Source organism: Bacteroides sp. NSJ-39 (genome assembly GCF_014287315.1).
GTDB classification, from domain to species: Bacteria; Bacteroidota; Bacteroidia; order Bacteroidales; family Bacteroidaceae; genus Bacteroides; species Bacteroides finegoldii.
The window spans coordinates 1-25,025 of the sequence record NZ_JACOOB010000012.1 but is presented as its reverse complement, the minus strand read 5'-3'; the positions used below and the strand labels follow the sequence as shown (position 1 = coordinate 25,025).

General features: G+C 42.0%; 20 protein-coding genes. 1 reads left to right on the top strand and 19 read right to left on the bottom strand.

Annotated elements, in window-relative coordinates; genetic code table 11:
* Positions 1 to 8: 8 nt before the first annotated feature.
* From H8S63_RS13715 to H8S63_RS13675, 9 genes are all read right to left on the bottom strand, one after another.
* Positions 9 to 881, bottom strand: coding sequence for a peptidoglycan DD-metalloendopeptidase family protein (locus H8S63_RS13715; protein ID WP_007749383.1), 873 nt, complete (start codon positions 879 to 881; stop codon positions 9 to 11).
* Between the two features lie 18 nt (positions 882 to 899).
* On the bottom strand, positions 900 to 1,364 hold the full coding sequence (gene ndk / locus H8S63_RS13710) for a nucleoside-diphosphate kinase (protein ID WP_022275728.1): 465 nt from the start codon (positions 1,362 to 1,364) through the stop codon (positions 900 to 902).
* A 223-nt stretch (positions 1,365 to 1,587) separates the two neighbouring features.
* Positions 1,588 to 3,684: an ATP-dependent DNA helicase RecG gene (recG, locus tag H8S63_RS13705; RefSeq protein ID WP_186927115.1), complete on the bottom strand. Its 2,097-nt coding sequence runs from the start codon at positions 3,682 to 3,684 to the stop codon at positions 1,588 to 1,590.
* Complete coding sequence (locus tag H8S63_RS13700; protein ID WP_007749387.1) at positions 3,685 to 4,344, bottom strand: 2-C-methyl-D-erythritol 4-phosphate cytidylyltransferase; 660 nt, start codon at positions 4,342 to 4,344, stop codon at positions 3,685 to 3,687.
* Positions 4,345 to 4,351: 7 nt separating this feature from the next.
* On the bottom strand, positions 4,352 to 4,903 hold the full coding sequence (locus tag H8S63_RS13695) for a DJ-1 family glyoxalase III (RefSeq protein ID WP_007749390.1): 552 nt from the start codon (positions 4,901 to 4,903) through the stop codon (positions 4,352 to 4,354).
* A 69-nt stretch (positions 4,904 to 4,972) separates the two neighbouring features.
* The gene (locus H8S63_RS13690; protein WP_186927169.1) at positions 4,973 to 5,851 is read right to left on the bottom strand and encodes a cell envelope integrity protein TolA; all 879 of its coding nucleotides are present in this window, start codon (positions 5,849 to 5,851) and stop codon (positions 4,973 to 4,975) included.
* A 5-nt stretch (positions 5,852 to 5,856) separates the two neighbouring features.
* The gene (locus H8S63_RS13685; protein ID WP_029425952.1) at positions 5,857 to 6,273 is read right to left on the bottom strand and encodes a biopolymer transporter ExbD; all 417 of its coding nucleotides are present in this window, start codon (positions 6,271 to 6,273) and stop codon (positions 5,857 to 5,859) included.
* 44 nt (positions 6,274 to 6,317) lie between these two features.
* Positions 6,318 to 7,037, bottom strand: coding sequence for a MotA/TolQ/ExbB proton channel family protein (locus tag H8S63_RS13680; RefSeq protein WP_007749402.1), 720 nt, complete (start codon positions 7,035 to 7,037; stop codon positions 6,318 to 6,320).
* The gene (locus H8S63_RS13675; protein ID WP_022275731.1) at positions 7,037 to 7,750 is read right to left on the bottom strand and encodes a pyridoxine 5'-phosphate synthase; all 714 of its coding nucleotides are present in this window, start codon (positions 7,748 to 7,750) and stop codon (positions 7,037 to 7,039) included. Before H8S63_RS13675 ends, H8S63_RS13680 begins: the two co-directional genes overlap by 1 nt.
* A gap of 148 nt (positions 7,751 to 7,898) precedes the next feature.
* Here H8S63_RS13675 and H8S63_RS13670 point away from each other — a divergent pair, with 148 nt between their 5' ends.
* Positions 7,899 to 8,771, top strand: a complete 873-nt coding sequence (locus H8S63_RS13670; protein ID WP_186927114.1) for an NAD kinase — start codon at positions 7,899 to 7,901, stop codon at positions 8,769 to 8,771.
* Positions 8,772 to 8,791: 20 nt separating this feature from the next.
* On the opposite strand, the gene H8S63_RS13665 is transcribed toward H8S63_RS13670, so the two are convergent.
* The 10 genes from H8S63_RS13665 to H8S63_RS13620 all read right to left on the bottom strand — a co-directional run.
* The gene (locus H8S63_RS13665; RefSeq protein ID WP_055278679.1) at positions 8,792 to 9,664 is read right to left on the bottom strand and encodes a hypothetical protein; all 873 of its coding nucleotides are present in this window, start codon (positions 9,662 to 9,664) and stop codon (positions 8,792 to 8,794) included.
* A 194-nt stretch (positions 9,665 to 9,858) separates the two neighbouring features.
* Positions 9,859 to 11,544: a hypothetical protein gene (locus H8S63_RS13660; RefSeq protein WP_186927113.1), complete on the bottom strand. Its 1,686-nt coding sequence runs from the start codon at positions 11,542 to 11,544 to the stop codon at positions 9,859 to 9,861.
* Positions 11,545 to 11,577: 33 nt separating this feature from the next.
* Complete coding sequence (locus tag H8S63_RS13655) at positions 11,578 to 13,446, bottom strand: hypothetical protein (RefSeq protein ID WP_055235504.1); 1,869 nt, start codon at positions 13,444 to 13,446, stop codon at positions 11,578 to 11,580.
* Positions 13,433 to 15,646 carry an alpha-N-acetylglucosaminidase gene (locus H8S63_RS13650; protein ID WP_229102176.1) on the bottom strand — a complete coding sequence of 738 codons (2,214 nt, stop codon included), beginning with the start codon at positions 15,644 to 15,646 and terminating at the stop codon, positions 13,433 to 13,435. The genes H8S63_RS13655 and H8S63_RS13650 overlap by 14 nt, the downstream gene beginning before the upstream one ends.
* Positions 15,647 to 15,749: 103 nt before the next feature.
* The gene (locus H8S63_RS13645) at positions 15,750 to 17,210 is read right to left on the bottom strand and encodes a DUF3823 domain-containing protein (RefSeq protein WP_186927112.1); all 1,461 of its coding nucleotides are present in this window, start codon (positions 17,208 to 17,210) and stop codon (positions 15,750 to 15,752) included.
* Positions 17,211 to 17,230: 20 nt separating this feature from the next.
* Positions 17,231 to 19,081: a RagB/SusD family nutrient uptake outer membrane protein gene (locus tag H8S63_RS13640; protein ID WP_186927111.1), complete on the bottom strand. Its 1,851-nt coding sequence runs from the start codon at positions 19,079 to 19,081 to the stop codon at positions 17,231 to 17,233.
* 6 nt (positions 19,082 to 19,087) lie between these two features.
* Complete coding sequence (locus H8S63_RS13635) at positions 19,088 to 22,357, bottom strand: TonB-dependent receptor (protein ID WP_229102175.1); 3,270 nt, start codon at positions 22,355 to 22,357, stop codon at positions 19,088 to 19,090.
* Between the two features lie 287 nt (positions 22,358 to 22,644).
* Positions 22,645 to 23,787, bottom strand: a complete 1,143-nt coding sequence (locus tag H8S63_RS13630; protein ID WP_186927109.1) for a FecR family protein — start codon at positions 23,785 to 23,787, stop codon at positions 22,645 to 22,647.
* Positions 23,788 to 23,932: 145 nt separating this feature from the next.
* Positions 23,933 to 24,520, bottom strand: coding sequence for an RNA polymerase sigma factor (locus tag H8S63_RS13625; RefSeq protein ID WP_186927108.1), 588 nt, complete (start codon positions 24,518 to 24,520; stop codon positions 23,933 to 23,935).
* A gap of 270 nt (positions 24,521 to 24,790) precedes the next feature.
* Positions 24,791 to 25,025 (bottom strand): transposase (locus H8S63_RS13620; protein WP_186927107.1); only part of this gene is annotated, 235 nt, incomplete at its 5' end.

Below are 25,025 nucleotides of genomic sequence, written 5' to 3'. Positions count from 1 at the left end.
CAAGATATTTATGAACAACGCAAGACTTGTCCGATGCGCAAAGTCGTTGTCGGCTTAATACGGTTTAACTTACAAAGCGTGCTGACCGATACGCCACGCAACTTAGCGATGCGTGACAGGGTATCTCCACTTTTCACTTTATGATAGCGGATAGTGCCATCTGCCGCTTGTGTGTCATGAGAACCGGCGCGTTTCACACCTTTCGTTTTCCGGAACGTATAGGTATCGGCTACGATATCCTGTTTCGGGAAGTCGAACATATAAATCGGATTGATTGCAATTCCTAAGAAACGAGTCTCAAAATGAAGATGCGAACCGGTAGAACGTCCCGTATTACCACCCAGACCTATCACTTCACCGGCTTTCACCAATTGATTTTCTTCTACCAACTGCTTGGACAAGTGTCCGTAAACAGTCTCCAAACCATTGTCGTGACGAATAACGACATACTTGCCATAACCTCTACGCTCATATTTCACGATACGTACCTTACCATCAAAGGCAGCCACGATAGTATCGCCGATATTAACCTTCAAGTCAAGACCGTTGTGCATTCTTCTCCAACGGGGACCGAAAGGCGAAGTTATCTTCGTACTCGGAGTCGGCATATGGAATCCGGTCAGGTCGATTGTATAAGTTTCGGGAATAATAGCGTTTCCGTAAGCATGTACATACTGGTTATTCCAGTTAGGATAAAGACTAAGGGCAGGATATTCGGACTGTTCGGCACGGATTTGCTTCTGCAATGCCAAAGAGTCAACAGTTTTCAATTTCTTGTCTATCGGTGCTTGGCGGGCAATCAGGTCTTGAGAGAAAGAGCTCAAACTAACCATAGCCGCTACAGCCACCAATCCGGTTTTAATAATGCAGTTAAAATTCATTCGTTCTTGTCAAATCATTTAATATTCGTCGTTTGCATACAGGTAATCAAAAGTAGCCTGCTTGTAATCGAATATTTCTTCCGGTTTAAAAAATCTCGTTAATTCAACAGCTGCGGTTTCCGGAGAATCGGAAGCATGAACTATATTCTCTTGAAAGCTCATACTGTAATCTCCACGAATGGTTCCCGGAGCAGCCAGACGTCCGTTAGTTGGTCCCGCCAATGTACGGACTGTTTGAATAGCATCCACACCCTCAAAACAACAAACAATGACAGGAGCTGTCATCATGGAATCTTTCACACGTTGAAAGAATGGCTTGCCGCTAAGGTGGGCATAATGTTCGCTTAACAATTCATCTGTCAGTTGCATCATCTTCATACCGGCCAACCGTAATCCTTTACGTTCAAAGCGATGGGTTATCTCACCTATCAATCCCCGTTGAAGGGTACATGGTTTTAAAATGACCAGCGTTTTTTCAAGCATAATACTCGACTTTATAAATTGGTTAAACTATACATTTACTAAAAAATTCCCCCAAAGGTAGCATTTTCCGATGAAACTGCAAGGAAGTCATTAACTATTTTTCAGATGGTTAGCCGGTAAGCGGGCTAATAATTAGCCCCTAAACTCCTATAAATAGGGAGAATAAGGACTAAATATGTTTTGCAACACATTTACGTAAATAAACTGTATGTTTAACCGTTTTTCAGCTAATGGCAGCCCAGTTAACATTCGTTTTCCGCAATGCTTTCAGTTGTCGCCACAAAATCTCGTTCTCCGGATTCTGCGCTGCAAAGTCATGCTCTACTATTTCTTCGGCAATGGTACGGACATATTGCAGAAGTTGTCCGTCGCGGGCTATATCGGCAATCTTCAGGTCAAAAGCGACACCACTCTGCTGAGTACCTTCAAGATCTCCCGGACCACGAAGTTTTAAATCGGCCTCCGCTATTTCAAAACCATCGTTGGTACGCACCATTATTTCCAGTCGTTTACGAGTATCTTCCGTCAACTTATAATTAGTGACTAAAATACAATAAGACTGTTCCGCTCCACGTCCTACCCGTCCCCTCAACTGGTGCAATTGAGAAAGTCCGAAACATTCGGCATTTTCAATAATCATTACCGAAGCATTCGGTACGTTTACTCCGACTTCTATCACCGTAGTAGCCACCATTATCTGTGCCTCTCCCGAAACGAAAAGCTGCATCTGCTCGTCTTTCTCAGCCGGTTTCATTTTGCCATGCACCTTGCAAACCTTGCACTTGGGGAATTCTTCGAGGATATGTTGATACCCCTCTTCAAGGTTCTTCAAATCGATCTTCTCACTTTCCTTTATCAAAGGATAAACGATATAAACCTGACGTCCCTCATCAATCTGCTTCTGCACTGAACGGTAGATGCTCTCCCGACGATTGTCGAACTGATGCACAGTGGTTATCGGCTTTCGTCCGGGAGGCAACTCGTCAATAACAGACACATCCAGATCACCGTATAAAGTCATGGCCAATGTTCGCGGAATGGGGGTCGCTGTCATGACAAGCACATGTGGAGGTTGATTATTCTTACTCCACAGGCGGGCACGTTGCGCCACCCCGAAACGATGTTGTTCGTCAATAACCACGAATCCCAAAGATGAGAAATTTACAGTATCTTCGATAACGGCATGCGTTCCTATCAGGATATGCACATCTCCGGTCAGCAGTCCGGAAAGAATAGCCTCCCGTTTTTTTCCTTTAATGGATCCGGTCAACAACTCAACACGGATATCCATGCCGAAAAGCAGTTCTTTTATGGTTTCATAATGCTGATTGGCGAGTATCTCCGTAGGGGCCATCATACATGCCTGATAACCATTATCCAAAGCCAGCAACATACTCATCAAAGCAACCAATGTTTTTCCGCTTCCGACATCCCCTTGCAAAAGGCGGTTCATCTGCCGCCCGCTGCCTACGTCGTTACGTATTTCCTTCAATACCCGTTTCTGAGCACCCGTCAGCTGAAAAGGAAGATTCTTGGCATAGAATGTGTTAAATACATCCCCTACCTTCTCAAAAACATAGCCCCGATACCTTCTCTGCCTGTCTTTGGCATACCGAAGAATATTCAATTGCACATAAAACAGTTCCTCGAATTTGAGACGGTATTGCGCTCTGCGGAGCAAATCGGGGTTGGCAGGGAAATGAATATTCCGAAGCGCTTCCGTCAAGGGCATCAGATGATGTTCCGCCAGCAGTTTGGGCGAAAGAGTCTCGGGCAAAGGCTCCTGTATCTGCTGAATGACAGTAGCCATCATTTTCTCTATCGCATGGGAGTTGAGGAAGCTGCGCTTCATTTTCTCCGTCGTATTGTAATAAGGCTGCAAACCTACGGACGAAAGTTTCAGTTCATCCGATTTGTCTATATCGGGATGCGCTACGTTGATACGTCCGTTGAACACGGTCGGTTTACCGAAAATGATATACTCTTCGTGAAGTTTATATTTGCCTAAGATGTACTTTATTCCTTGAAACCACACCAGATCCACTACACCCGTCCCATCCGAAAAATGAGCAGTCAGGCGACGCTGCCGTCCTTCACCGATAGCCTCAAAGCCGAGAATCTCTCCCTTCAATTGGATATACGGCATATTGCCATCTATTTCGTGAATGTAATAGATGCGGCTCCGGTCAACGTATTTATAAGGAAAGTAGTATATTAAATCGTGCAAAGAGTAGATTCCAAGCTCCTTATTTAATATAGCAGCCCTCTGAGGACCTACACCGGAGATAAACTTTATGTCTCGTGTGACTAAATCGAACATTTACAAAAGTGCACTCCCTATTTTTAAATCGAAAGGGGTCGTTATTTTTATATTCTCACGGTTGCCTTCGGCAAGATATACAGGCACTCCCATTGCTTCTACCACAGAAGCGTCATCTGTAAAGAACGGAGTAAACTCCTGCGTATATGCCCGCTTCAATAGTTCAGTATCGAATACTTGCGGTGTCTGCACCAGTTTATAATCATTGCGACTGACTGTCTCGCTACTATTGCCGGTCAAATGGCGTACAGTTTCCACTACATCGATAACAGGAATTACAGCCTTCCTTGTCTCCGCCAAATCGTAACAGTTACGGATTACGTCGACCGAGACAAACGGACGAACCCCGTCATGAACTCCCACCAATCCGGATTCCCGCACCAATGCCAAACCATTCTTTACCGAATGAAAGCGTGTCTCTCCCCCATCGGCAATGAGGTGTCCTACGTCAAAATGATATTCTTCACAAAGCTGTTTCCAGAAATCCTGTTGTTCTTTGGGAAGCACTAATATAATCTGAAGTGTAGCCTCATACTTCCGGAATGCTTCCAACGTACGCATCAGTACAGGCTTACCACCGATAGGAAGAAATTGTTTCGGAAGCTCACTCCCCATTCGCAACCCCTTCCCACCGGCGACAATAATGACATATTTCTTCATAAACGGCTTAGCGCTTAACACACATCGCTTCCGCCAATTCGTCTACTTTCTCTTTACCAGCCAACAGCTCTACGATAGCTAAAGCAAATTCCATAGCAGCGCCCGGTCCCATACCCGTTATAATATTTCCGTCACGGACAACGTGTTCACCGACACATTCCGCACCTTCCAGATACTGTTCGAATCCGGGATAACAAGTAGCTTTCTTACCTTTCAGCAATCCCAATTTGCCCAATACCATCGGAGCCGCGCAAATGGCAGCGATAGGCTTGCCTTTTTCCGCAAAGCTAAGAATCAGTTTGCGCAATCCTTCGTGCTTATCAAGCGTAGCTGCTCCCGGCATTCCTCCCGGCAACAACAAAAGCTCAGCATCAAAGAAATCGCAATTTTCAAAGTTGACGTCGCAAAGAAGGGACACATCATGTGCTCCGACTACGATTTCATCCGGTGTAACGGATACGATTTCTACATTCAGTCCGGCACGTCTCAACGTGTCAACAGCAGTTAATGCTTCGATTTCTTCAAAGCCATCTGCAAAAAATGCGTATACAGTTCCCATATATAATAATGTATTAATGTGCCAATATGCTAATGTGCCAATTGGCTGCGCACTGATGTTAACTATTCTCTATCTCAACTTAAAGTTATACGTAATCGTTCCAATCTGATTCGTCATTCTTTCCACCGCCTCAAAACGGGCTTTCTTTGCCGCATCTTCGGCTGCTTTTCGTAAGAAACGGTTCGGAGTATTCGTATGCGAAAGATTGATACTGGTTGCAATCACCTGTCCGGCAGGATTTACCGTGATATTCACAACAACCCGTCCCTCTTCCTGTACATTATAAACAGGTTTCGGCAGACTGGTGCCTGCACCTAAAGAACGTCCGCCGAGGTCAAATGTTCCCTCGCCTCCTATTCCTATTTTCGCACCGGTAGAAGAATTGCCTTCTTTGCTGCCTTCCGTACCTGTGCCACCGGTTGCCGTCCCTTTATTGCCGGTCATTTGCGCTCCCTTACCAAAAGCACCGGCAACTTTCTTCCTTGCGGCTTCTTCGGCAGCCTTACGTTCACGTTCCGCCTTTTCCTCTGCAAGCCGTTTGGCTTCCGCAGCTTTCTCAGCTTCGGTCTTTTCCGGTTTCTTCACAGGTTCTTTCGGCTTAACCGTCTCCTTAGGTTTCACCGTCTCCTTTTTAACTTCTTCTGTTTTCGGTTTCACGGCGACCGTTTCCTCCTCAGTCTGCGTCAACAGGTCTTGTTCTGAAGGTAGTTCCGGCTGTGTTTCCGCAGGAGCTGCCGCATCCTCATCCAGCACGTCCACATCTACCAGCGAAGGGTCGTCAAAGCCACGCGCCGATTCCACATTGCCCATCATCACGGGTATTCCACCCGCATCTTCATCCGGCTGCGGAACAGTGAAGCTCACCAGAATCAAAAGAGCAATCACTGCCACGTGCACCAGCAATGCACCCAGCGCTCCTATGTATTCACCCTTTTTTCTTCTGTCCATCATTCTTATCTGTTTTCGGGCGGGCGTGTAGCCAACACCATCTTAAAATGATTCTCGTTCGCGATGTTCAGTACCCGTACTATTTCACGGTAAGGCACTGATTCATCCGCATATAATGCCACATACATTTCAGGTTCCTTCTCCGCACAGCTCTGCAAAAATGATGTCAAATCATTCAACGCTACGGGTTGCTCCTTCTCATTGCCGAAAGCCGCATAGAAATTCAAGTCCTTATCGATAATGACTCTGGTCAGCGGTTTGGCCGAAGTTTGCTGCTTGCCTTGCGGTAACAGCACTTTAATAGCATTGGGCGACACCACAGTAGAGGTTATCATAAAGAATATCAGCAACAGAAATATGACATCCGTCATGGAAGCCATACTGAAATTGGGCGATACTCTATTTCTTCTTTTTAATCCCACTTTATTAGTGATTAATGGTTAGTGATTAGCTGTCAGCTATAAAGTTACTTTTGGGCAGGCTCGTTCAACAAATCCATGAATTCCATTGTGCGGGATTCCATTTTGTTTACGACACGGTCTACCAGCATCACCAGATAGTTATAAGCAAACATGGCAATAATACCGACAATCAGACCTCCGACTGTAGTAATCATCGCTTCATAGATACCACCGGAAAGCAACGTAATATCTATATTCCCGCTACCCGCATTCGCCATCTCGTAGAATGCGCGCACCATACCGGTCACCGTTCCGAGAAATCCCAGCATTGGAGCGCCGCCGGAGATAGTCGCCATCACGGTAAGCCCTTTTTCCAGCTTCGCAACCTCAATGTTACCTACATTCTCGATAGCTACCTGTACATCATTTATCGGACGTCCCAAACGACTGATACCTTTTTCAATCATACGCGCCGAAGGAGTATTCATCGTACGGCAATAGTTGATAGCCGCTTTGATTTCTCCGCTATGAATATAATCTTTAATCCGCTCCATAAACATAGGATCCTCTTTCCCGGCCTTACGGATCATATAGTTACGTTCAAACAGGATATAGAAACAGACCACAGACAGTACGCCCAGCACAACCATAATCCATCCCCCCTTGATAGCCATATCAAGCATATTCATTTCAGGAGTGCCAACTTCCGTCAGTACAGGGTTGGCGGTAGCCAGCGAGTCGGCCATATTCATAGCCCCTTGAGCCAACAATATCATTGCATTCATCAGCGTAAACAGTTTTTATATTCCTGAATGGTACGTTCCAATCCTAAATACAGTGCGTCACTAATCAAAGCGTGCCCGATAGAAACCTCATCCACCCAAGGAATGTTTTTATAGAAATAGTTTAAATTAACAAGACTCAAATCATGACCGGCATTGAGACCGATGCCCAATTTACGAGCGGTTTTCGCAGCTTCGATAAAAGGGGCGATAGCCGTTTCCGGGTTCTTCGGATAATTCGTAGCATACGGTTCCGTATAAAGCTCCACACGGTCGGCACCAGCCTTTGCCGCATATTCCACCATTTCCGAATCAGCGGCAACAAAAACGGATGTACGAATACCCGCACTGTTGAATTGGTCGAGAACTTCCGTCAGAAGTTCCAGATTTGCTTTTGTATCCCAGCCTGAATTGGAAGTCAATTGTGAAGGGTCATCGGGAACCAAAGTTACTTGATGCGGCTTTACCTTCAGCACCAGGTCTATAAACTCAGGCGACGGATAACCTTCGATATTAAATTCAGTCCGCAACAAAGGGCGCAAGGCGTATACATCCGAATGGCGAATGTGGCGTTCATCGGGACGGGGATGAACCGTTATGCCGTCTGCTCCAAAAGACTCACAATCAAGGGCTACCTTCACCACATCGGGAACATTTCCTCCCCGTGCGTTTCTCAGCGTAGCTATCTTGTTTATGTTCACACTTAATTTAGTCATAGTTCTACGTAATATTTGCCGCAAAAATACAAATATTATTATTAGTTGCCTAATAATACGAAACGCATTCTCCGTTCTTTTTTGGTTATTTAAAGTAGAAATCCAAGAAAAAGTGCCAAATTTGCAACCGAAACCAATGATACAGCTTATGAAATTTGCCATCTTCGGAAATACTTATCAGCCCAAAAAGTCTTTTCATGCCGCCAACCTGTTTCAATTATTGAAGAGACAGGGAGCTGAAATATGTGTATGCAGAGAGTTCTACCAGTTCTTGATTTCAGAACAAATGGAAATCGAAGCCGATCAATTACTGGATGGCGATGATTTTACAGCCGATATGGTGATCAGTATCGGAGGTGACGGAACTTTTCTGAAAGCCGCCCGCCGTGTAGGCAGGAAAAGGATTCCGATTCTTGGCATTAATACGGGACGTTTAGGATTCCTTGCCGACATCTCTCCCGAAGAAATGGAAGAGACATTCAATGAAATTCATGCCGGACGGTACAGTGTGGAGGAAAGAAGCGTGCTGCAATTGATTTGTAACGACACACATTTACAGGAATGCCCGTATGCCTTGAACGAGATAGCAGTATTAAAGCGGGATAGTTCCTCCATGATCAGTATCCGCACGGCTATTAACGGCGCTTTTCTAAATACATATCAGGCTGACGGACTGGTGATTGCCACTCCGACCGGATCAACCGCATACTCATTGAGCGTAGGCGGGCCTATCATTGTGCCTCACTCCAACACTATCGCCATCACTCCCGTAGCTCCACATAGCCTCAATGTCCGTCCCATCGTTATCCGCGATGATTGGGAAATCACACTAGATGTAGAAAGCCGTAGCCACAACTTCCTCGTCGCCATCGACGGTCGGAGCGAAACCTGCAAAGAGACTACGCAACTTACTATCCGTCGGGCTGACTACAGTGTAAAAGTGGTAAAAAGGTTCAATCATGTTTTTTTCGATACACTCCGTACCAAGATGATGTGGGGAGCGGATGGCAGGGCGCAATAACTCATTTTGTACCCACCGACTTAATTTAATGTGAACGCCTGGGAACCGATCAAGTTGCCGCCTTCGAAAATATCCACCCGATAGTTTCCGGCGTACAAGAATTCTTCCACATCCCAAAACACATTCACATTCTGCTCTTCGCCATTGTACTCGATATACTTCTTAATGGAATAGGTCAATGTTCGGTTTTCATAAGGGAAAGTATTGGATGCACTCTTGGTCAACACATCATTATCCGGTTTGGTAATACGTATATAGACAGTACGCTCTCCGTTCTCAGCCGTTATATTCTTCACAATAGTAAAGCTGATAGCCAATTTCACGACATCTTTCACTTTTTTCGCCACTTTACCGCGCTTATTGCGTGGTTCGACACGAATATTGGTCGCATCAAGCTGGGCTGCCAACGTTACTTTCTTATCCAGATTCTTCTTTTCTTCGGAAAGGTTATCAATCTGCCGTGAAGCCTGATTGTATTTCTGGGTGACTTCCGCGATGACTTGTTTCTGTTGTGCCGTCAGTTTATTCAGTGAATCTATCTGATTGATATAGCCAATCATTACCTTGCGCAAGGTAGCCAATTCCTTCTTCAGGCGACGAATCTCCGTCGCATTCGAACTTTTCACCGTACGGAGTTCTTCCAATAATCGCTGAGTCTTCAACTGCTCTTGCTCCAGCAACTGAGATAAAGAGTCATTGGAAATTGTCATCTTTAACTCATCATATTGTTGTGCAAAACGAGTATATTCGTTTTCCAGATCCTCCTTATCTAATTGGAATTCTTGCACCAACTCCCGGTTAGCCTGTTTTTCAGTAAATAACAGATAGGTAACACCGATAATCGCTATCACTAATACGGCAACAGCCGCAATAAGAATGCCTTTTTTGTTCATAGTTCCAGTACGTTAATTGATAACCGCCGCAAAAGTAATCATTTCGCAATAGAAGTCAAGCAGAAAAGCAGAGAGTTTTTTATATCCCCTCTGCTAATCCATACAATTTTAACTTATTGATTTGTCAACTAACAACCTAAACCGACAAGCAACATTATAGCCAAAGATATTCGTTCATAGTTCTTACTTTTTCCTTAAAGAGGATAGAAAACCAATCCAGGAATATTCCCTATTATCTGTTTAAGGTCATCCAAATCCAAATATCGGGCATTTTGACACTGACTTTGGTACTTCTTTACCCCAATCTGTTCCACTATATTCTGTACAACCTCTTCACAAGGAGAATTTATTCCATCGGATAGGTCCCACAATTCTTCCACATTATCTTTGCGCTTAGTAACAAACCGAAATCCCCTTTTCTTCAATTCCTGTACCAACTCTTCTTTCCCGATACGTGCATTCACGTGTACGTTTTTATTCTCCAAAAGAGCACCTTTTTCATAAACATCCACCACTTTTTGTATATCACGTTTTATCCTGTCGATTGTTGATACAGGAGGGACAAACTGCCAAAACAATAATGGAATATATCCTTGAGTCAACTCATACAAAGGTTGTGATATTAAATATTCATTTAAATAAGTCCCCTGTACGGAAACCTTTGTTTGCTCCCGATTCTTATACATAAAATACATACCCATATTTGCACCGAGATTATACATATCCATCATATCATGAGTAGCAATCAAAGAATAAACTTGTGCCGGAGTATGTTCACAAATACCTTTTGATATATTATCAATCTGCCTGTTGACAACACCGCTCTCCCAATCGGCCAAGTCCTTACCTTTTTCAAGAGATAACGTATCATAGTCCACGACATTTCTTGATATCGTTTTGATGTCATGCTCTGAACCGGATTGGGTATATAAAATATAAAGAGAGCCGTCTGCATACTCCTGACCATCCACTCCGGTTTTACTAAGTTTCCGACAATAAGATTCACTTTTCACGTCTTCCCCTATGCCTGCGATAATTACATTTTCTACTTCATGTTCTATTATAAACTTCCGATATTCATCAGGCAAAGCCAATAATTTTATCCAGGCAACTCCGACATCATCCATGGAAGCATCATATCCCAATGTCGCATAACAGGGTACTCCAGCTTGCGAGGAATATTCTAATATGGAAGAAACTTCTTTGGTAGAATTGACAGAAACCAAAAAATGTAATGGCAATACGGGAGCCTCCATAGCTGCAGAAAGATAAGGTACCGCCGGTACTCCCGTAGCTATTATCACAGTTTTAAGTTTCTTCGACTTACCCAAATACTCATTATATAAATCTACTGTATGCTGAACGGATTGTTGAAGGAAATCAGGTGTCCCCCATACCGGTTTGGGACCTCCTCCCGGACCAATCCGCCATGTATGGCTCACACCTGCCGTCAGATTAGCTAAAGATTTTTGGACAGCATATTCCGCACTCATCCCACCATCGAGCATAAACACATTCAAACCTTTATATTCCTCTTTAGCAATCTGATAGGTAGTCAACATTCCGGGAATTACCACCCTAAAATAAGAAGAATATGTCAACTGTCCCTCCTCTTTTTGATAAACACCTACGGCTGCAGGCGTAAATTCTGAAGGAACTTCCCAAACAAATGGTTCTCCACCAATCTCCGCAAGAACCGGTTCTCCTTTCTTGGAGAGATATTTCAGTATAATCGTTTTACCTTCTGACTTCCCATCAAAAGTAAACAAAACCTTCTCCCCTTGTGAATAAACGAATTTATCCGTCAGCACACGAGCTCCAATCTCTCCTCCTGCCAATAGTGCAATGAAGAAAGTTACCATCAATTGTTTTATATTCATTTCGTTAGTTTAAATCTTAAATCCGATGTTATATCAATGTTCTACTAATCTCATATTTCCAACCTGTGCACAAATAGTACGAAGCTCCTCCAATGTCAGGTACTCCATCGACTTAACCGTATTCCGATACTTCTGCACTCCAATACGTTCAATTATATCATAAGCAAATTCTTCAGCCGAACCTATTTTATGATTAATGCGTCCCAAATACTCTTCCGTTTCTCCATCATCTTCCGGATTCCATTTATCTACACTCTGCCTAATTCTAATATTCTCCGAAGTGACACCTCTTGCTATCAGCTCGTCATAAAACTCATAGCGTCTCATATTAGAATTCAGATAGAAAGATCCCTCATACAGATGATCGACAACATCAGGAAAATACCCGGCAATAGCTGGCTTCAGATAACCATCAATACGTTCTACTGTAGAAGCCGCCGAATTAAATTGCCAATATAATAAAGGTACATATCCAACAAACGCTTCATATTGAGGGTGATTCGTAAGATACTCGTTAAAAATAACTCCATTCACAAAAGGTGCCTGCAACTTGCTTTGATTCTTTTTTATATATTGAAGCGTCAGGAAAGAAGATATATTGTACAAAGCCATCATATCATCAGTCTCAATCGTATAAGCTTTCACATTTGCCATCGCTTGCGCAGAGCCGGATATATTGGCTATCTGATCATCGACAATTCCACTTTCCCAATCAGAGATATACTGTCCTTCACCCAATTTTAACTGATTATAGTCATACAACCGATGTTTCAGTGCGTCAATATCGGCATCCGAACCAAAGTTTGTATACAATATATATAAAGAACCAGGCGCATATTCATCAGTAATTGTATTCTGCGTCAAAACCCTTCGGGAATAAGACTCTCCATGTCCTTCCTGACCTACTCCATAAATATAAACTTCTTCCACCTGATGATCTTTTATAAATTGCTTATATTCTTCCGGCAAATCCAATAATTTTATCCAGGCAACTCCCACTCCGGGCATAGAACCGTCATAACCCAATGTGGCATAAGAGGCATATCCATTTTGATTGGAATAATCGAGTATAGCTTGTACTTCAGAAGCAGAATTAGCCGATACCAGATAATGAATAGGTAAATAGGCTGCCCCCATCATTGTTGCAAAGTAAGAAACAGATGCGATCCCCGTTCCAACCACCACTCTCTTTATCTTTGTGGCAGCTCCGATCTCCGAATTGTAAAGCTCAACAGTTTTGCGAACGGAACGTTGCAAAAACTCCGGAGTAGGCGCAACCGGATAAGTACCACCCTGCGGAGCCTCCTCCATGGTGGCAGCCATTCCTTGATCGAAAGCAACCATCGTTTTTAACACACCGAACCCGGCACTCATATCTCCTATCTGACGATAAACAGGAAGTCCCTGATAATCTAACTTTTGAATATCGTAAGTCAACAGCGACTGCTCGTTGACAGCTCTGAAATATGTTCCGTCAATTGTAGTGGTTATCCCATCTTCAAAATCTAACAGGAACTTGACAGCACAAAAGGAAGAAGGCTTTAATGCAGCTGGAAGGGTATACAGTGTCCCGGCATCCACAGGAACAGATTGTCCCGGTTCTATTTGAATATGGGAAGCAACAGACTTTTCTGTCAATACACACCCTCCATCATCCAAGTTCTGAATCACCACTTTTACTTCACGAATATCCATCGGATAGTTCGTTTCATTTTTCAAGGTAAAAGAGCAATTTACAGGATCTCCCGGCCAATAGGCAACTTTATTTAATTTCACATCAGAGGCTTTAGCCATTGTTGTACGAAAGCCGTCATCAACAACTTCCGAATCTTTGCATCCGCTCATGATAGCTAATGCAGAAAAAGTGATGATTATACTTGAAATATAACTAATTATTCTCATTGTGTTTTTCTTTTAAAATTGAATCCTTGTATTTATTCATCAATAAAGTAGCAATCTCAACAACATTACTAACCGGTTCGGAAGGATAACGTTCATGTGACTTGACCCAGTCAATTTCAAACTGCGTCACTCTTTGATGAAAAGCATCAGCATTAAACGGCTGCTTGTTAGAAACAGAGCGAATAACTTCATCTATAAACATTTCCCAACGAGGCGCATAATATCCCGATACTAAACCTCCCCAAGTACGATTTGCGTAATCGTTTAAACTCTGATCTTTATCTCCCCAGGTTGAAACGATAGTACGGGCATTTTCTTCGTAATAGTTTTTAGAGGCTTCGTCTGTACCTAATGAACGGGCATCTTCAATCCATTTTCCCAGTAAAAAAGAAGATTGTGTACTTAATAAAGTATCAACATCACGCAGTAGTTGTTTCATTTCAGCTCCTTTTTGTTTTAATAGCGGTAATTGCTTCCGGGAATAAGCTTCCGCAAATTCATCACGAAGTTTCCCGAAATAATTCCCCAGCACTTGCCTTCCTATATTAACGGCATCATATTCATAAGCAGAATGTCGATGTTCTCCGGCTTTCAACAACATCTCCCATACCTCAAACAAAGTTTCATTAGAATACGCTACCGTAGGCGTAGTCGTCCAATTGCCATTTCCTTTTAAACAAGGACGCGCATTCATCAATGTCCCCTGTCCCAAAGCAGCTGGTGCTGTATAAATACTGTCATAAAGCAATTTCCATGCCCGACGCATTTGTTGGTTTCTCAAGCCAATTCGCCTGTCTGCCAGTTGTTCTATCCATACAGAGTCCGGCAGATTACAATCCCATGCTTTACTGAAAACATATTCATACATGAAAGGATTTACATCAAACCCCTCCAAAGTAGAACCCAGTCCCGAAAAGTTTTCTCCACCATTGGTATATACATTTTCGATTCGTTTCCCCACTTCTTTGGTGTTTCCGGCAAGCATTGTATTTCCTCCGAAATTTCCTAAATAGCACCATAAATATGGTTGCCCGAAATACCGATCTGTCTGCTTCCAGACTTCAGTATTCTCACAATAATAGTCCAGTAGCAACAGTTTATCTTGAGGGACTGCTTTCAAGAAAGCTTCTACCCGTTCGTTTGTCCATAAATGTCGGTCAATATAGAATAACCATGTCATTTGTAACCAAGTAGCATCCGGATCGACATGCGTCATCGATTGATAAATATGCTTCGAGCAATTGGCTAAAAATTCCGGTTCCCAACTTGGAGGGGCTACTTCATTAAAAGGATCTGCCCCATAAATATGGTCTGTTCCGAACAACTTAGTTTGTTCTTCCAGAAACTCTTTCTGTATGGTTGCAAACAATGGGTCAAGCGGATCCAGAAAGTGGCTTCTGTATTTATCCTCGAAACCTCCCCAAGAGCTCATCCGGCTAATCTTAGCTTCCGGATAGATTCTTTTAAGTTCCGACGGTACATGTCCGGCAAATGCAGGAAGTATGGGGCGCATATTAAATTGACGTTCACGGGCTACGATTTGTTTCTGCAATGCTTCTTGTGTATCCAGCCATTCTTTAGGCAGAGGCCCCTGCCAATAATCCAGGTTAGACATACGATGCCAAGGCAAGTGAGCAGGCCCTGTGAAATAGTTCCGTATTTCCTCATCCGTCAATCCTAATTTCGTCCATACGCGATACCAGACAGATTCTTGTCCGGTGATTGCCAAAGGCATATTGATTCCATTTAAAGCCATCCAGTCTATCAACCGTTCCCAATCCTTCCATGTCCACCATGGCATTGTATAACCGAAGGTACAGTAATTAAGAAAGAATCGGTTCTTGCAACGGGCAGTCGAAGTTATTTTTGCCGGTGGCATGGGTAATACTTCCGGCATCTCCACCGTATCGTTCACATACCAGGAAACAGAGGTAAGGCAGTAATGATTCAGATAATAGTTCAGCCCTACAGCCATCGAATTTGCGTTATTTCCCCGTATTCGTACTGTTCCTCCTTGCGCTTCTATTTCATACCAATCTTTATCAATCTTTTCTGATTGTTCAAAACTAAATTGGGAAGCATACTCCGGAAATAAGCGTTCCACCAGCTGTTGCATCGCTTTTTCATCTTCTGTACTTTCTTTGCAGGAAGAACACAATACGATCAACATCAGTAGAAATAAACATTTAATCTTACACATACTATTTATATTTTCATTTATATATTTCTTTTAAAAAACGAATGTATCCGATGTTACCCACTAGACACATTCGCTTGTCAAAGGGAGTAGTGTGATTACCGACCTAGTTGGTAATCGTCAGATGTGTAAGTCCCGCATCATCAAAATTCTTTTTAGTAAGCGGCACATCCGGTCCTATAATAACTGTGCTAAGTTTCTTCAGTTTCTTCAGAACTGTCAGGTCCACTTTCGGATTAATCGTTTTATCCACCGAGAAACCTTTACCCTTTATGATAGAAAGTGTTTCCAGATTAACAAAAGGTAAAATATCAACCAATGTTTGTATTTCTCCCTGAATCGTCAGTGATTTAAAGTTCTCTATATCCTGGCAAGCAGGCATACGGTCGGCAAATCCTATCAACCATGTGTCCCACCAATCGAAATATTCAAAACGTAAATCGGTAGTGGACCAGTCTTCGCCGATTGTAGGACCATATATCAATGCCCATTCACCGGATAATGATTTTTTAAATTCCGAATCATTGTAGAAAGGAACATTTTCCGGACGGGTGTTTGAGGCAGGTACATATTTATCCGTCAAAGATTTAGTCTGTACTTCAATCGTTTGTTCCGGACCGGCAACTCCTTTCGCCAGAAGTTGTACTTTGATTGTACTCTTTTTATTATGAGGCAAATTGGCAACGTATGAATAATCCGTAGGTTTAAATTTATCCATCACCTCTTCACCATCCCGATCCGTATAAGAAACCTTTATCTCGTCAACAACGGGAGGAAATGCCCACTGCAAAACAGCAGAAGTGGCACTACTTACTCCGACAGCGGCTTCAATCGGTAAGGAAGACAAATCAATATCTGTCGTATTAATCACAGTCTGTTCTGAATAATTCCAGTAATCTCCTGCTGATTCCGTACGTCCCAAAGCTCTTAGATAATATGTGCTGTTAGGGTTTAAGAACAGAGTCTCCGTAAATTCTCCCGACAATTCTGTCAAGTTTTTCTTTATTCGTTTGTAAGTATGTGAACCGCTTTCGCTTTCATTCATAGCTGTACGTTGTCCGGGATATTGCTCTTTGCCATATACCAATCCTATTTCCTGATTCTTGGAGCGTTCGTCATTTACCTGATAAGTAAAAGTGACGTTCGCTGTAATGCCGTACAACACTTCCACCTTCTTGATTTTCAATGTTACGTTGGGAGTAACAATCAAGTCCATTTTCTTAAAACTACGAATATCACCATAAATGGTATCCAACTCAAAGAACGGTCCGTTCGCCCATACTTTATAGCGGGAAGGATATACTTTGGTATTGCGATATGTTCCTTCAGGAAGTGTGTTATACTCCAAGGGAACCGCTACATTTCCATACTCCAGATCAAGTAACTTTAATTTAGCTCCATAATATTCGGTAGCCACCTTTTCACCAGTCAGCCTGTCAATAAAAGCGCCTTCGTAGCCACCGGTCAAATCGTCCACACGTTCGTCAAGTTCACACCCTGACAGATTCAGTGTTAACACTGCTAAAAGTAACAGTTTGATATTTATATATAATCTAGCTCTATTCATATTCTTTTCTTTTAGGGTTATCAATTCCAACCGTCATTCTGCACGATACCCGGGCTTTTGCTTAAAGGAAGCGGACAATAATAGTCTCTTTCCTCGAACCATTTCACTCTCGTAGCCAAATCCGGTGCTTCTACTTTCTCCAACGTATAATAAACGGAGGCAGGAGAAGTTGTTTCATCGATATGAAGAATGGGATAGAGAGCCTTCAACGTTTTATTGTGCATCTTTTCTTCCCCAATGCGCCAACGCTTCAAGTCCCAATAACGGAATCCTTCATACATCAAGTCTATCCGGCGTTCATGCCGTACAACCTCCAAGTCCATCGTTTTGGCAGGCAATCCTCCATGTATACTACGCAATTGGTCAAAAGCGACTTGGGCAACCGCTAAATAGTCATTCACTCCATAGGTTGAAAGCTCAACGGCAGCTTCAGCCAAATTTAAAATAACCTCGCCATACCGAATAACGACAGCATCCTGATCGTTTTCTTGTATAAGATAATCATCCAGCCTCTTCACTCCATACAGTGTTTTTTTCAGAAAAAATCCCCAGTTAGTAGTTCCTGCGGCGGAAAGGTTCAAGAAGATACCATCTGCTCCACTTTTCATGTATTTTTCGTGACCGGGCACTTTCCCCGCTCCCATCCAATCTTCAGATTTTTCATAAGAATATTCTTCAGTAGTTCCATCTGTCCTTTTTACAAGTGTTTTCCGGTAAATAGAGAAACGTTCTCCCAAAAACTCTCCTCCCGGATAAATAATAGTGGCATCCAGACGTTTATCACGGTTTGCAAAAAAATCTTCGGGATTATTCTTTGAAGCGGCATAATCCAATGGCTGAATCTTGCCGTCTAATGTTTCAAATTGTTCGACAACATCTAAAGGAGGAACCATAAAGGCACAGTAACCGGCCCGTTTGATACGATAAGACTGATACCAGTAATCCTCATATACAGCCACTCCTGTCTTGGCAACGTTAGCAAAACGGAAAATTATCTCATTATTATTTTCATCTTTTCCATTAAACAAATCGCCAAATTCAGTAGAGAGCGCATACTTACCATCATCAACGATTTCCTTTGCTGCTTTTGCCGCTTCCAATAAATATGTTTTCGCCATTTCTTTGCGGATTCCCTGGAAACTATTATTTGAAACTTTTCCATACTTAGCAATAGTCCCCGCATACAACATAGCCCTCGACTTCAACGCCAAAGCTGTATACCGATTGGCACGGTCACGATCTTCTGATGCAATACGCTGTACTTTCGGAAGCAATACAAGAGCCGAGTCCAAGTTATCTTTTATATAATCCCAGGATTTTTCCTCTGTAGAACGATTGTTGATGGAGCTTACATCATCCAACGGACTTGAATACAAAGGCACGCCCCCATATCGTTTCACCATCTCAAAATACAGATAAGCACGAATAAAATAAGCCTCACCGACTGTACTCAACACCCCTTCATTATCCGAATTCTTATAAGTGGCGATAAACTTATTAACAATGTTGATTGTCTTATAATTCCATACCGCCTCAAATATTTCACCTTTGCTTTGAGAAAAGACTCCTCCAAAAACAGTACCCGGAGTGTTATTTCTCATGACCCCATTCTCGTAGGTAATATTGCTCGCTCCATCATCGGTAAAAGCATCCAGATGATGTTGCCTGTACGACATTGCTCCGTCACCGATACAATGGATTGATTTACGTAATTCCGCATAATTGGATAAGAACTGTGCTTCTGCCAGTTCGGGATATTTGGCAATGTCCTCTTCACTAAGAATGGTTTTCGAATCGACAGTAAGCCAATCGCTACATCCGCAGCACAAGCTCAATGCCAATACCATATATATGATAGATTTTACTTTCATAACCTGTTAGAATTTAAGATTTATACCTACATTAAATGACATGATTTGCGGATAGCTGGCAAACGAATACTGACTTTCAAGCTGTTCCGGATCAAAGAATTTCTGCGAGGAGAAGGTCAGGCAGTTATAAAGATTCGCATAAATCCTCAACTGTTTGATATTAGCTTTCTGGGTAATTCGTTGTGGCAAAGTATATCCCAACTCCACGTTTTTCAGACGAATGTAACTTCCATTCCACATCCAAAAGTTAGAACTTAGACGATTGATCGTTACTGATGTAAAATCTCGGACTGCCGGAAAATACCCGGGTATCCATTCAGAATTCGGATCAGTATAATCGGCACGATGCCAACGATCGCCAAAATATTCCCAAGTGTTCAGGTTGGTAGCTCCTTCCTGGAAAGCATCCATATCGAAAGCACCGATCTGGAAGTCCGACAATGCCCCTCCCTGCCAGAACATGGAGAAATCAACTCCCTTCCAGGAAAGTCCCAGATTAATACCATATACCAACTCCGGATAAGCATTTCTTCCGATAGGACGTTGATCATAATTGTCAATATAGCCATCGCCATTCCAGTCTTCATACTTTAAGTCACCCGGCAATATGGCACTGTTATTATTCGAATTATTATGCATGGGTGCATTGGCTATTTCTCCATACGACTGATAATGTCCAATACAGTTATATCCCCAACGTACGTTATTCCAATGTCCTTCAGTGTTCCATTTCCATTCGTCATAACCGCTTGTAAATCTTCCGTGCTCAATGTTCCCTTTCCGGGTTCTGGACCACGACATGTTTCCTCCGACAAAATAGTTGACTTCTCCTATTTTATATTGATGATTCAATGAGAACTCAAAACCGCGGGTGTTGTCATGGTCTAAGTTATACCAAGTAGCCAATGCTCCTGCATTATCATTGGCCTTTTGTGCCGGAAGTCCCTTACGCTGACGATAGAACACATCTGCCGATCCGCTAAGCAAGCCATTCCACAACTTAAAATCAACACCCGCATTTATCATTGACGAGGTAGCCCATGTAAAATCAGGATTAGGATTCAAGGTGGGATTTAATCCATAAATGGTGCGGTCACCAAAATTCATCGGAGTACCCGGATATTGATAGCCGCTTTGAAAATAGTATTGCTCATTATTAGCATAATATTGACTGGCAGCCGACAAGTCACCCAATTCTCCCCAGGAGGCACGAATTTTAAACTCATTCAAGACTTTCTTCAACGGGTTCATAAACTCTTCATTTGTCAGCATCCATCCTACAGAGGCAGAGGGAAAGAAGCCCCACTTATCGGCAAAATACTGGGCACCATCATATCGGAAGTTGAAATCGACAAAATACTTGGAACGGTAATCATAAGAGAAACGACCGATGAAAGAAGCCGTCCTGTATTTACGGAAAACTTCACTATTTGTCACTTGTTTATTGGCAATTCCACCCGCCATCATATCCAACACAGTAGAAGGAAATTCTCCACGAGACGTAACAGTAGAACGGTTTTCCGCATCCGAAAATTCAAAGACCAGTCCGCTGTTTATATTATGATTCCCGAACGAACGGATATAATTGATAAAACCTTGTCCGGTTATATTATAGGAAAAACCATCTTCCAAACTCAAACTTGCTTTATTGGCATTAGAGGCGGAAGCACTCTCATAATATTCCTGCGCATCCTCCCGATAGCCCATATAAACGATATTCATATTCCAGTTCTTATTCCACGAATCAGATTGCGTATATCCCATCGTAGCCTTCAAAGAGAGCCCCTCAACAAAGGGAACCTTATACTCCAAAGAAAAATCCACATTCAGATTCTTGGCTATTTTCTTGGAATATCCGGATGCCTCTTTATCCGCCAATGCCATCGGATTCACCGTGCCTTCCCCACCAAAAGCATAATAGCCGTCATGCCCCGGCCACTTTACCGGAATATTCGGAGCCATATCTTTCATTTTGCGGGCTATCTCATACGAAGCGGATCTCGGATAATTCAGACTGTTAATGACAGCTCCCACTCCGACAGATAACTTCAAGTTTTTCAGTATATCCGCATCCAAATTACTACGGAAATTGAAACGATTCTTATCAGTAGAATTTGTTGACCAAATACCTCCCTGATATAAATAGCCGGCTGAAATAAAATAACTGACTTTATCTGTGCCTCCCGAAATATTGATATTGGACTGGGTGATGGGAGCGTTCTTTATCATTTCCTCATACCAATTGGTATTATAAGCATAGTCACGTGTAGCCATATCAGCGGGAGTAATCACCGCGTTCTTATCATTAATCAATTTCATATTAGCATAATATTCACCGACTAATGTCTGCCACAACGGGGTTGATGCGGGCTGTGGATAGTTATGCGGCATTTGCAATCCGAAGCGTGTATTGATATCCAATGTCGTCGGTTTGTTTTTTCCTCCTCTTTTGGTTGTTACAAGAATAACTCCATTTGCTCCCTGCATCCCATAAACAGCGGCAGCCGATGCATCTTTCAATACAGAAACGGACTCAATTTCGGAAGGATCGATATCACTATAATTTCTTCCCGGAATGCCATCCACTACCACCAAAGCAGAACCAAAACCGCGAATTTTCAAATCGGCACCATCCGAACCCGGTTCGGCACTGGTCTGACGGGAAAAGACTCCGGACACACGCCCTGTCAACGCATTCTCCAGATTGGGGACTGTGGACTTAACTAATTCCTGATTGTTTATAGTCGAGACGGAACTGATTAATTTCTCACGTGTACGGGTCGTATATCCCACCACAACCACTTCATCAATTGTTTTTGTATCTTCAACCAACACCACTTCCGCCAGCTTATTCATTTCTTTTGCCGAATAAGTCATAGGAGCAAAACCGATATAGGAGAAAATAATCTGCGAATCATCCGAAGGCACATGGATGGAATAAGCACCATTAAGATCACTGACGGTCCCGATATTAGTACCTTGCACTACAATACTAACTCCGGGCAACGGTTCACGAGACTGGTCGAATACCACTCCTTTTACAATAGAGCTTTGACCTTCTTTCTTCGTTTTTTCCTGCAATACTTTCTTTTTAATAGTTATCTGTTTTTTATTAATGCTATAGGTAAGCTCCATGTTAGCAAAAACTTTATCCAGAATTTGCTCTACTGTCATGTTTTTGAAACGTGCAGGAACCTTCACATCCTTATCTATCAATACGTCATAGTAGAAAAAGACATAATCACTCTTTTCTTCTATCTTCTTAAAAAGTTCCATTAGTCCCAACTCTTTATAGTCCAAAGTAATTGTTTTCTTCTGGGCATACAATTCAGTAGGAAAAGCGGATAGCAGAAACACACCCAATGCTAGAAAAAAGCATATAAGGGGCCTTCTCACACTTAAGCAAGTGTGATTCTTTTTTTGATGTTTTTCATTCATCTGTTTAAGAATTAAAATTATACTTCAATATTTTAAGGCTATTCTATTACGAATAAAACTGGCTGGTATCCTTTTTCTCTCAAAAGGATAAATTAGAGTATGGTTTTTCACATATTAATCATAGGCTATTTTTTCTTTATTGTTACTTTATAAACATTGTTTTCCTTACTTATTACCACAGGAGCCGTTTCTGTGATAGTATTCAATATCTGTTCGATCGTATCGTCCAAGTTCAGTTTTCCGCTACAAGTGATTTGTTGTTGTTTATCATAATCAATCCTTACGTTATAGTATCTGGACAGTTGTTTGAGTATTCCGCCAAGCTCTGTGTTTTTAAACGATAATCGTCCCTCCTTCCACGACACATAATCCTCCACATTCACTTTATCTACCACATATTTATCAGTGGATTGCCTGAACCGGTCATCGGGTAAAATACGTACAGATTCTCCATTAGATGCTGTTACCTCCACTTTACCTGTAACCAGCACAACACTTTTCTCTACATCTTCCCGATAAGCCGAAACATTGAAAGAAGTTCCCAACACTTTTACTCCCATATCCGACGTCTTAATAATAAAAGGTTTCTCCGGATTAGGAGTCACGTCAATATATATTTCTCCATCTACATATATTTCACGCTTCTTATCTTCAAAATGTGTTGGATATAGAAGCACCGTTCCTGCATTCGCCCATATTTTCGTACCATCGCAAAGAGTGACACGGGCACGTTTGCCATACGAAACAACTAATTTATTAAATTCCCCTTCACCAGCATCTGTCGCCATTTGATCGTAAGCTAAATCCGGATTACCTTCAAAAGTTTCTTTCAACTGATCGTCAACAAAAAGCTGCGTTTTACCACTCATAAACACAGAGTCATTCACTTGCAACAAAGCTAGATAATCAATTGCCGGAGCACTTTTCCAAATAACCTCTACCGAAACAAACAGGATAAGAATAGCTGCCGCAACTGAAGCGCTCCACCATCTCATCTTATACAATCGATGTTTACGTTGAGACATTTTCCGATTTTGAATGGCTTGTTCCAGTTTCAAACAAGCATTATCCACTTCTTTTGGGGGTAAAACCGGCTTTTCCCACTTCAACGCCGCCAGTCTCTCCATCGCTTCTTTTAAATACGGCTCACGATCGGGACAATCGGCAATGATTTTTCGATAATAATCTCCTTCTCCGGAATAATACCAGAAAAGAAATAAATCATCGTTCAAAAAATCAGCTGTAGTATATGATGAATATTCTTTCATTATTTATTTCAATTAAAGACCTGTTTACTATATATACGAGATTCGTATGCCTTTCATCTCCTTTTTTCCTCAAAAAAAATAAATAAAAAAGCAGAGAGGTATAGGTTTACGCTCCCCGCCTTCCGTATACAACATTCATTTTCAATCATTTGAAGGTAGAAACGCCATGCAGATATAAAATAAGAAAAAACAGAAAATAATCTTTTGAATCCAGTTTCCTTAGTTTCTCCATTGCTTTAAAGACTTGTCCACGCACTGTTTGAATTTTCATATTCAGCATTACCGCAATCTCTTCATAAGGCATTTCTTCTATAAAATGTAAATAGACTATTTCCCGCTGATGATCTGTCAGCAAATCAAGAATTCTATTCACCCTTTTTTTGAGTAATAAATCATCTTCATCAGCAATAAAGCTTTCTTCAACTGATATGGATAATTTAAAGCTCCTTTCCTCCTCTATAGAAGACGTATCTTTCTTTGTACGCTCCCAATCAATCAGCTGATTCCTAACCGAACGCAACAAATAAAACTTTATTTTCTTCTCATCAATGCACAAGTGCTCATTAAAATACAACTTTAGATATACTTCCTGAATTGCATCCTTCACATCTTCGGCATTGAACCCCAGGCTCACTCCATAAGCATACAAATCCTGATAATAGAATTTGTAAAGTGCAATAAATTGCATATCCCCTTCCTGAACAGATTGATGATTTGATTCCCAAAACTTCATTTCGATATTTTCAGCAGTTCATTAAACTTTCAATTAACAGATTGGCACAAAGATAATAAGCTTTCGGACTTTATTCGTTCATTATTTAAAAAACTTGCCAGGTTCCCTGCCACTTTAACTAGTATCTTCTTTTTCCATACAAAAATGAATCAGGTAATTGATGTAACGCATCGCCAAAAGTTCTCCATCAAGATGCTATCTTTATTTCTTTCACTGCCTATTAATCTCACTGCCTATTTTTACTTCGTTTGACTATACAGGGCAGACGCATTAAAAATTATTTTCCTGTAAAAGTTGTGATAAATATTTTTCATCCCATCCGGCTTTTAGTCTTTTCAGATTCATGCTTCCTTTTGTTGTTTTCTCATTCTTTAGTATGGTAAGCGCCATCTTTGTTGCCACCGAAAAGTTTCTGGCTGCATTTTTCACCTTTTTACTGTAGTCTTCCCGAAAGGTAACATCCAGTTGCCAATGAAGATTATTCTCAATAGACCAATGCTGCCTG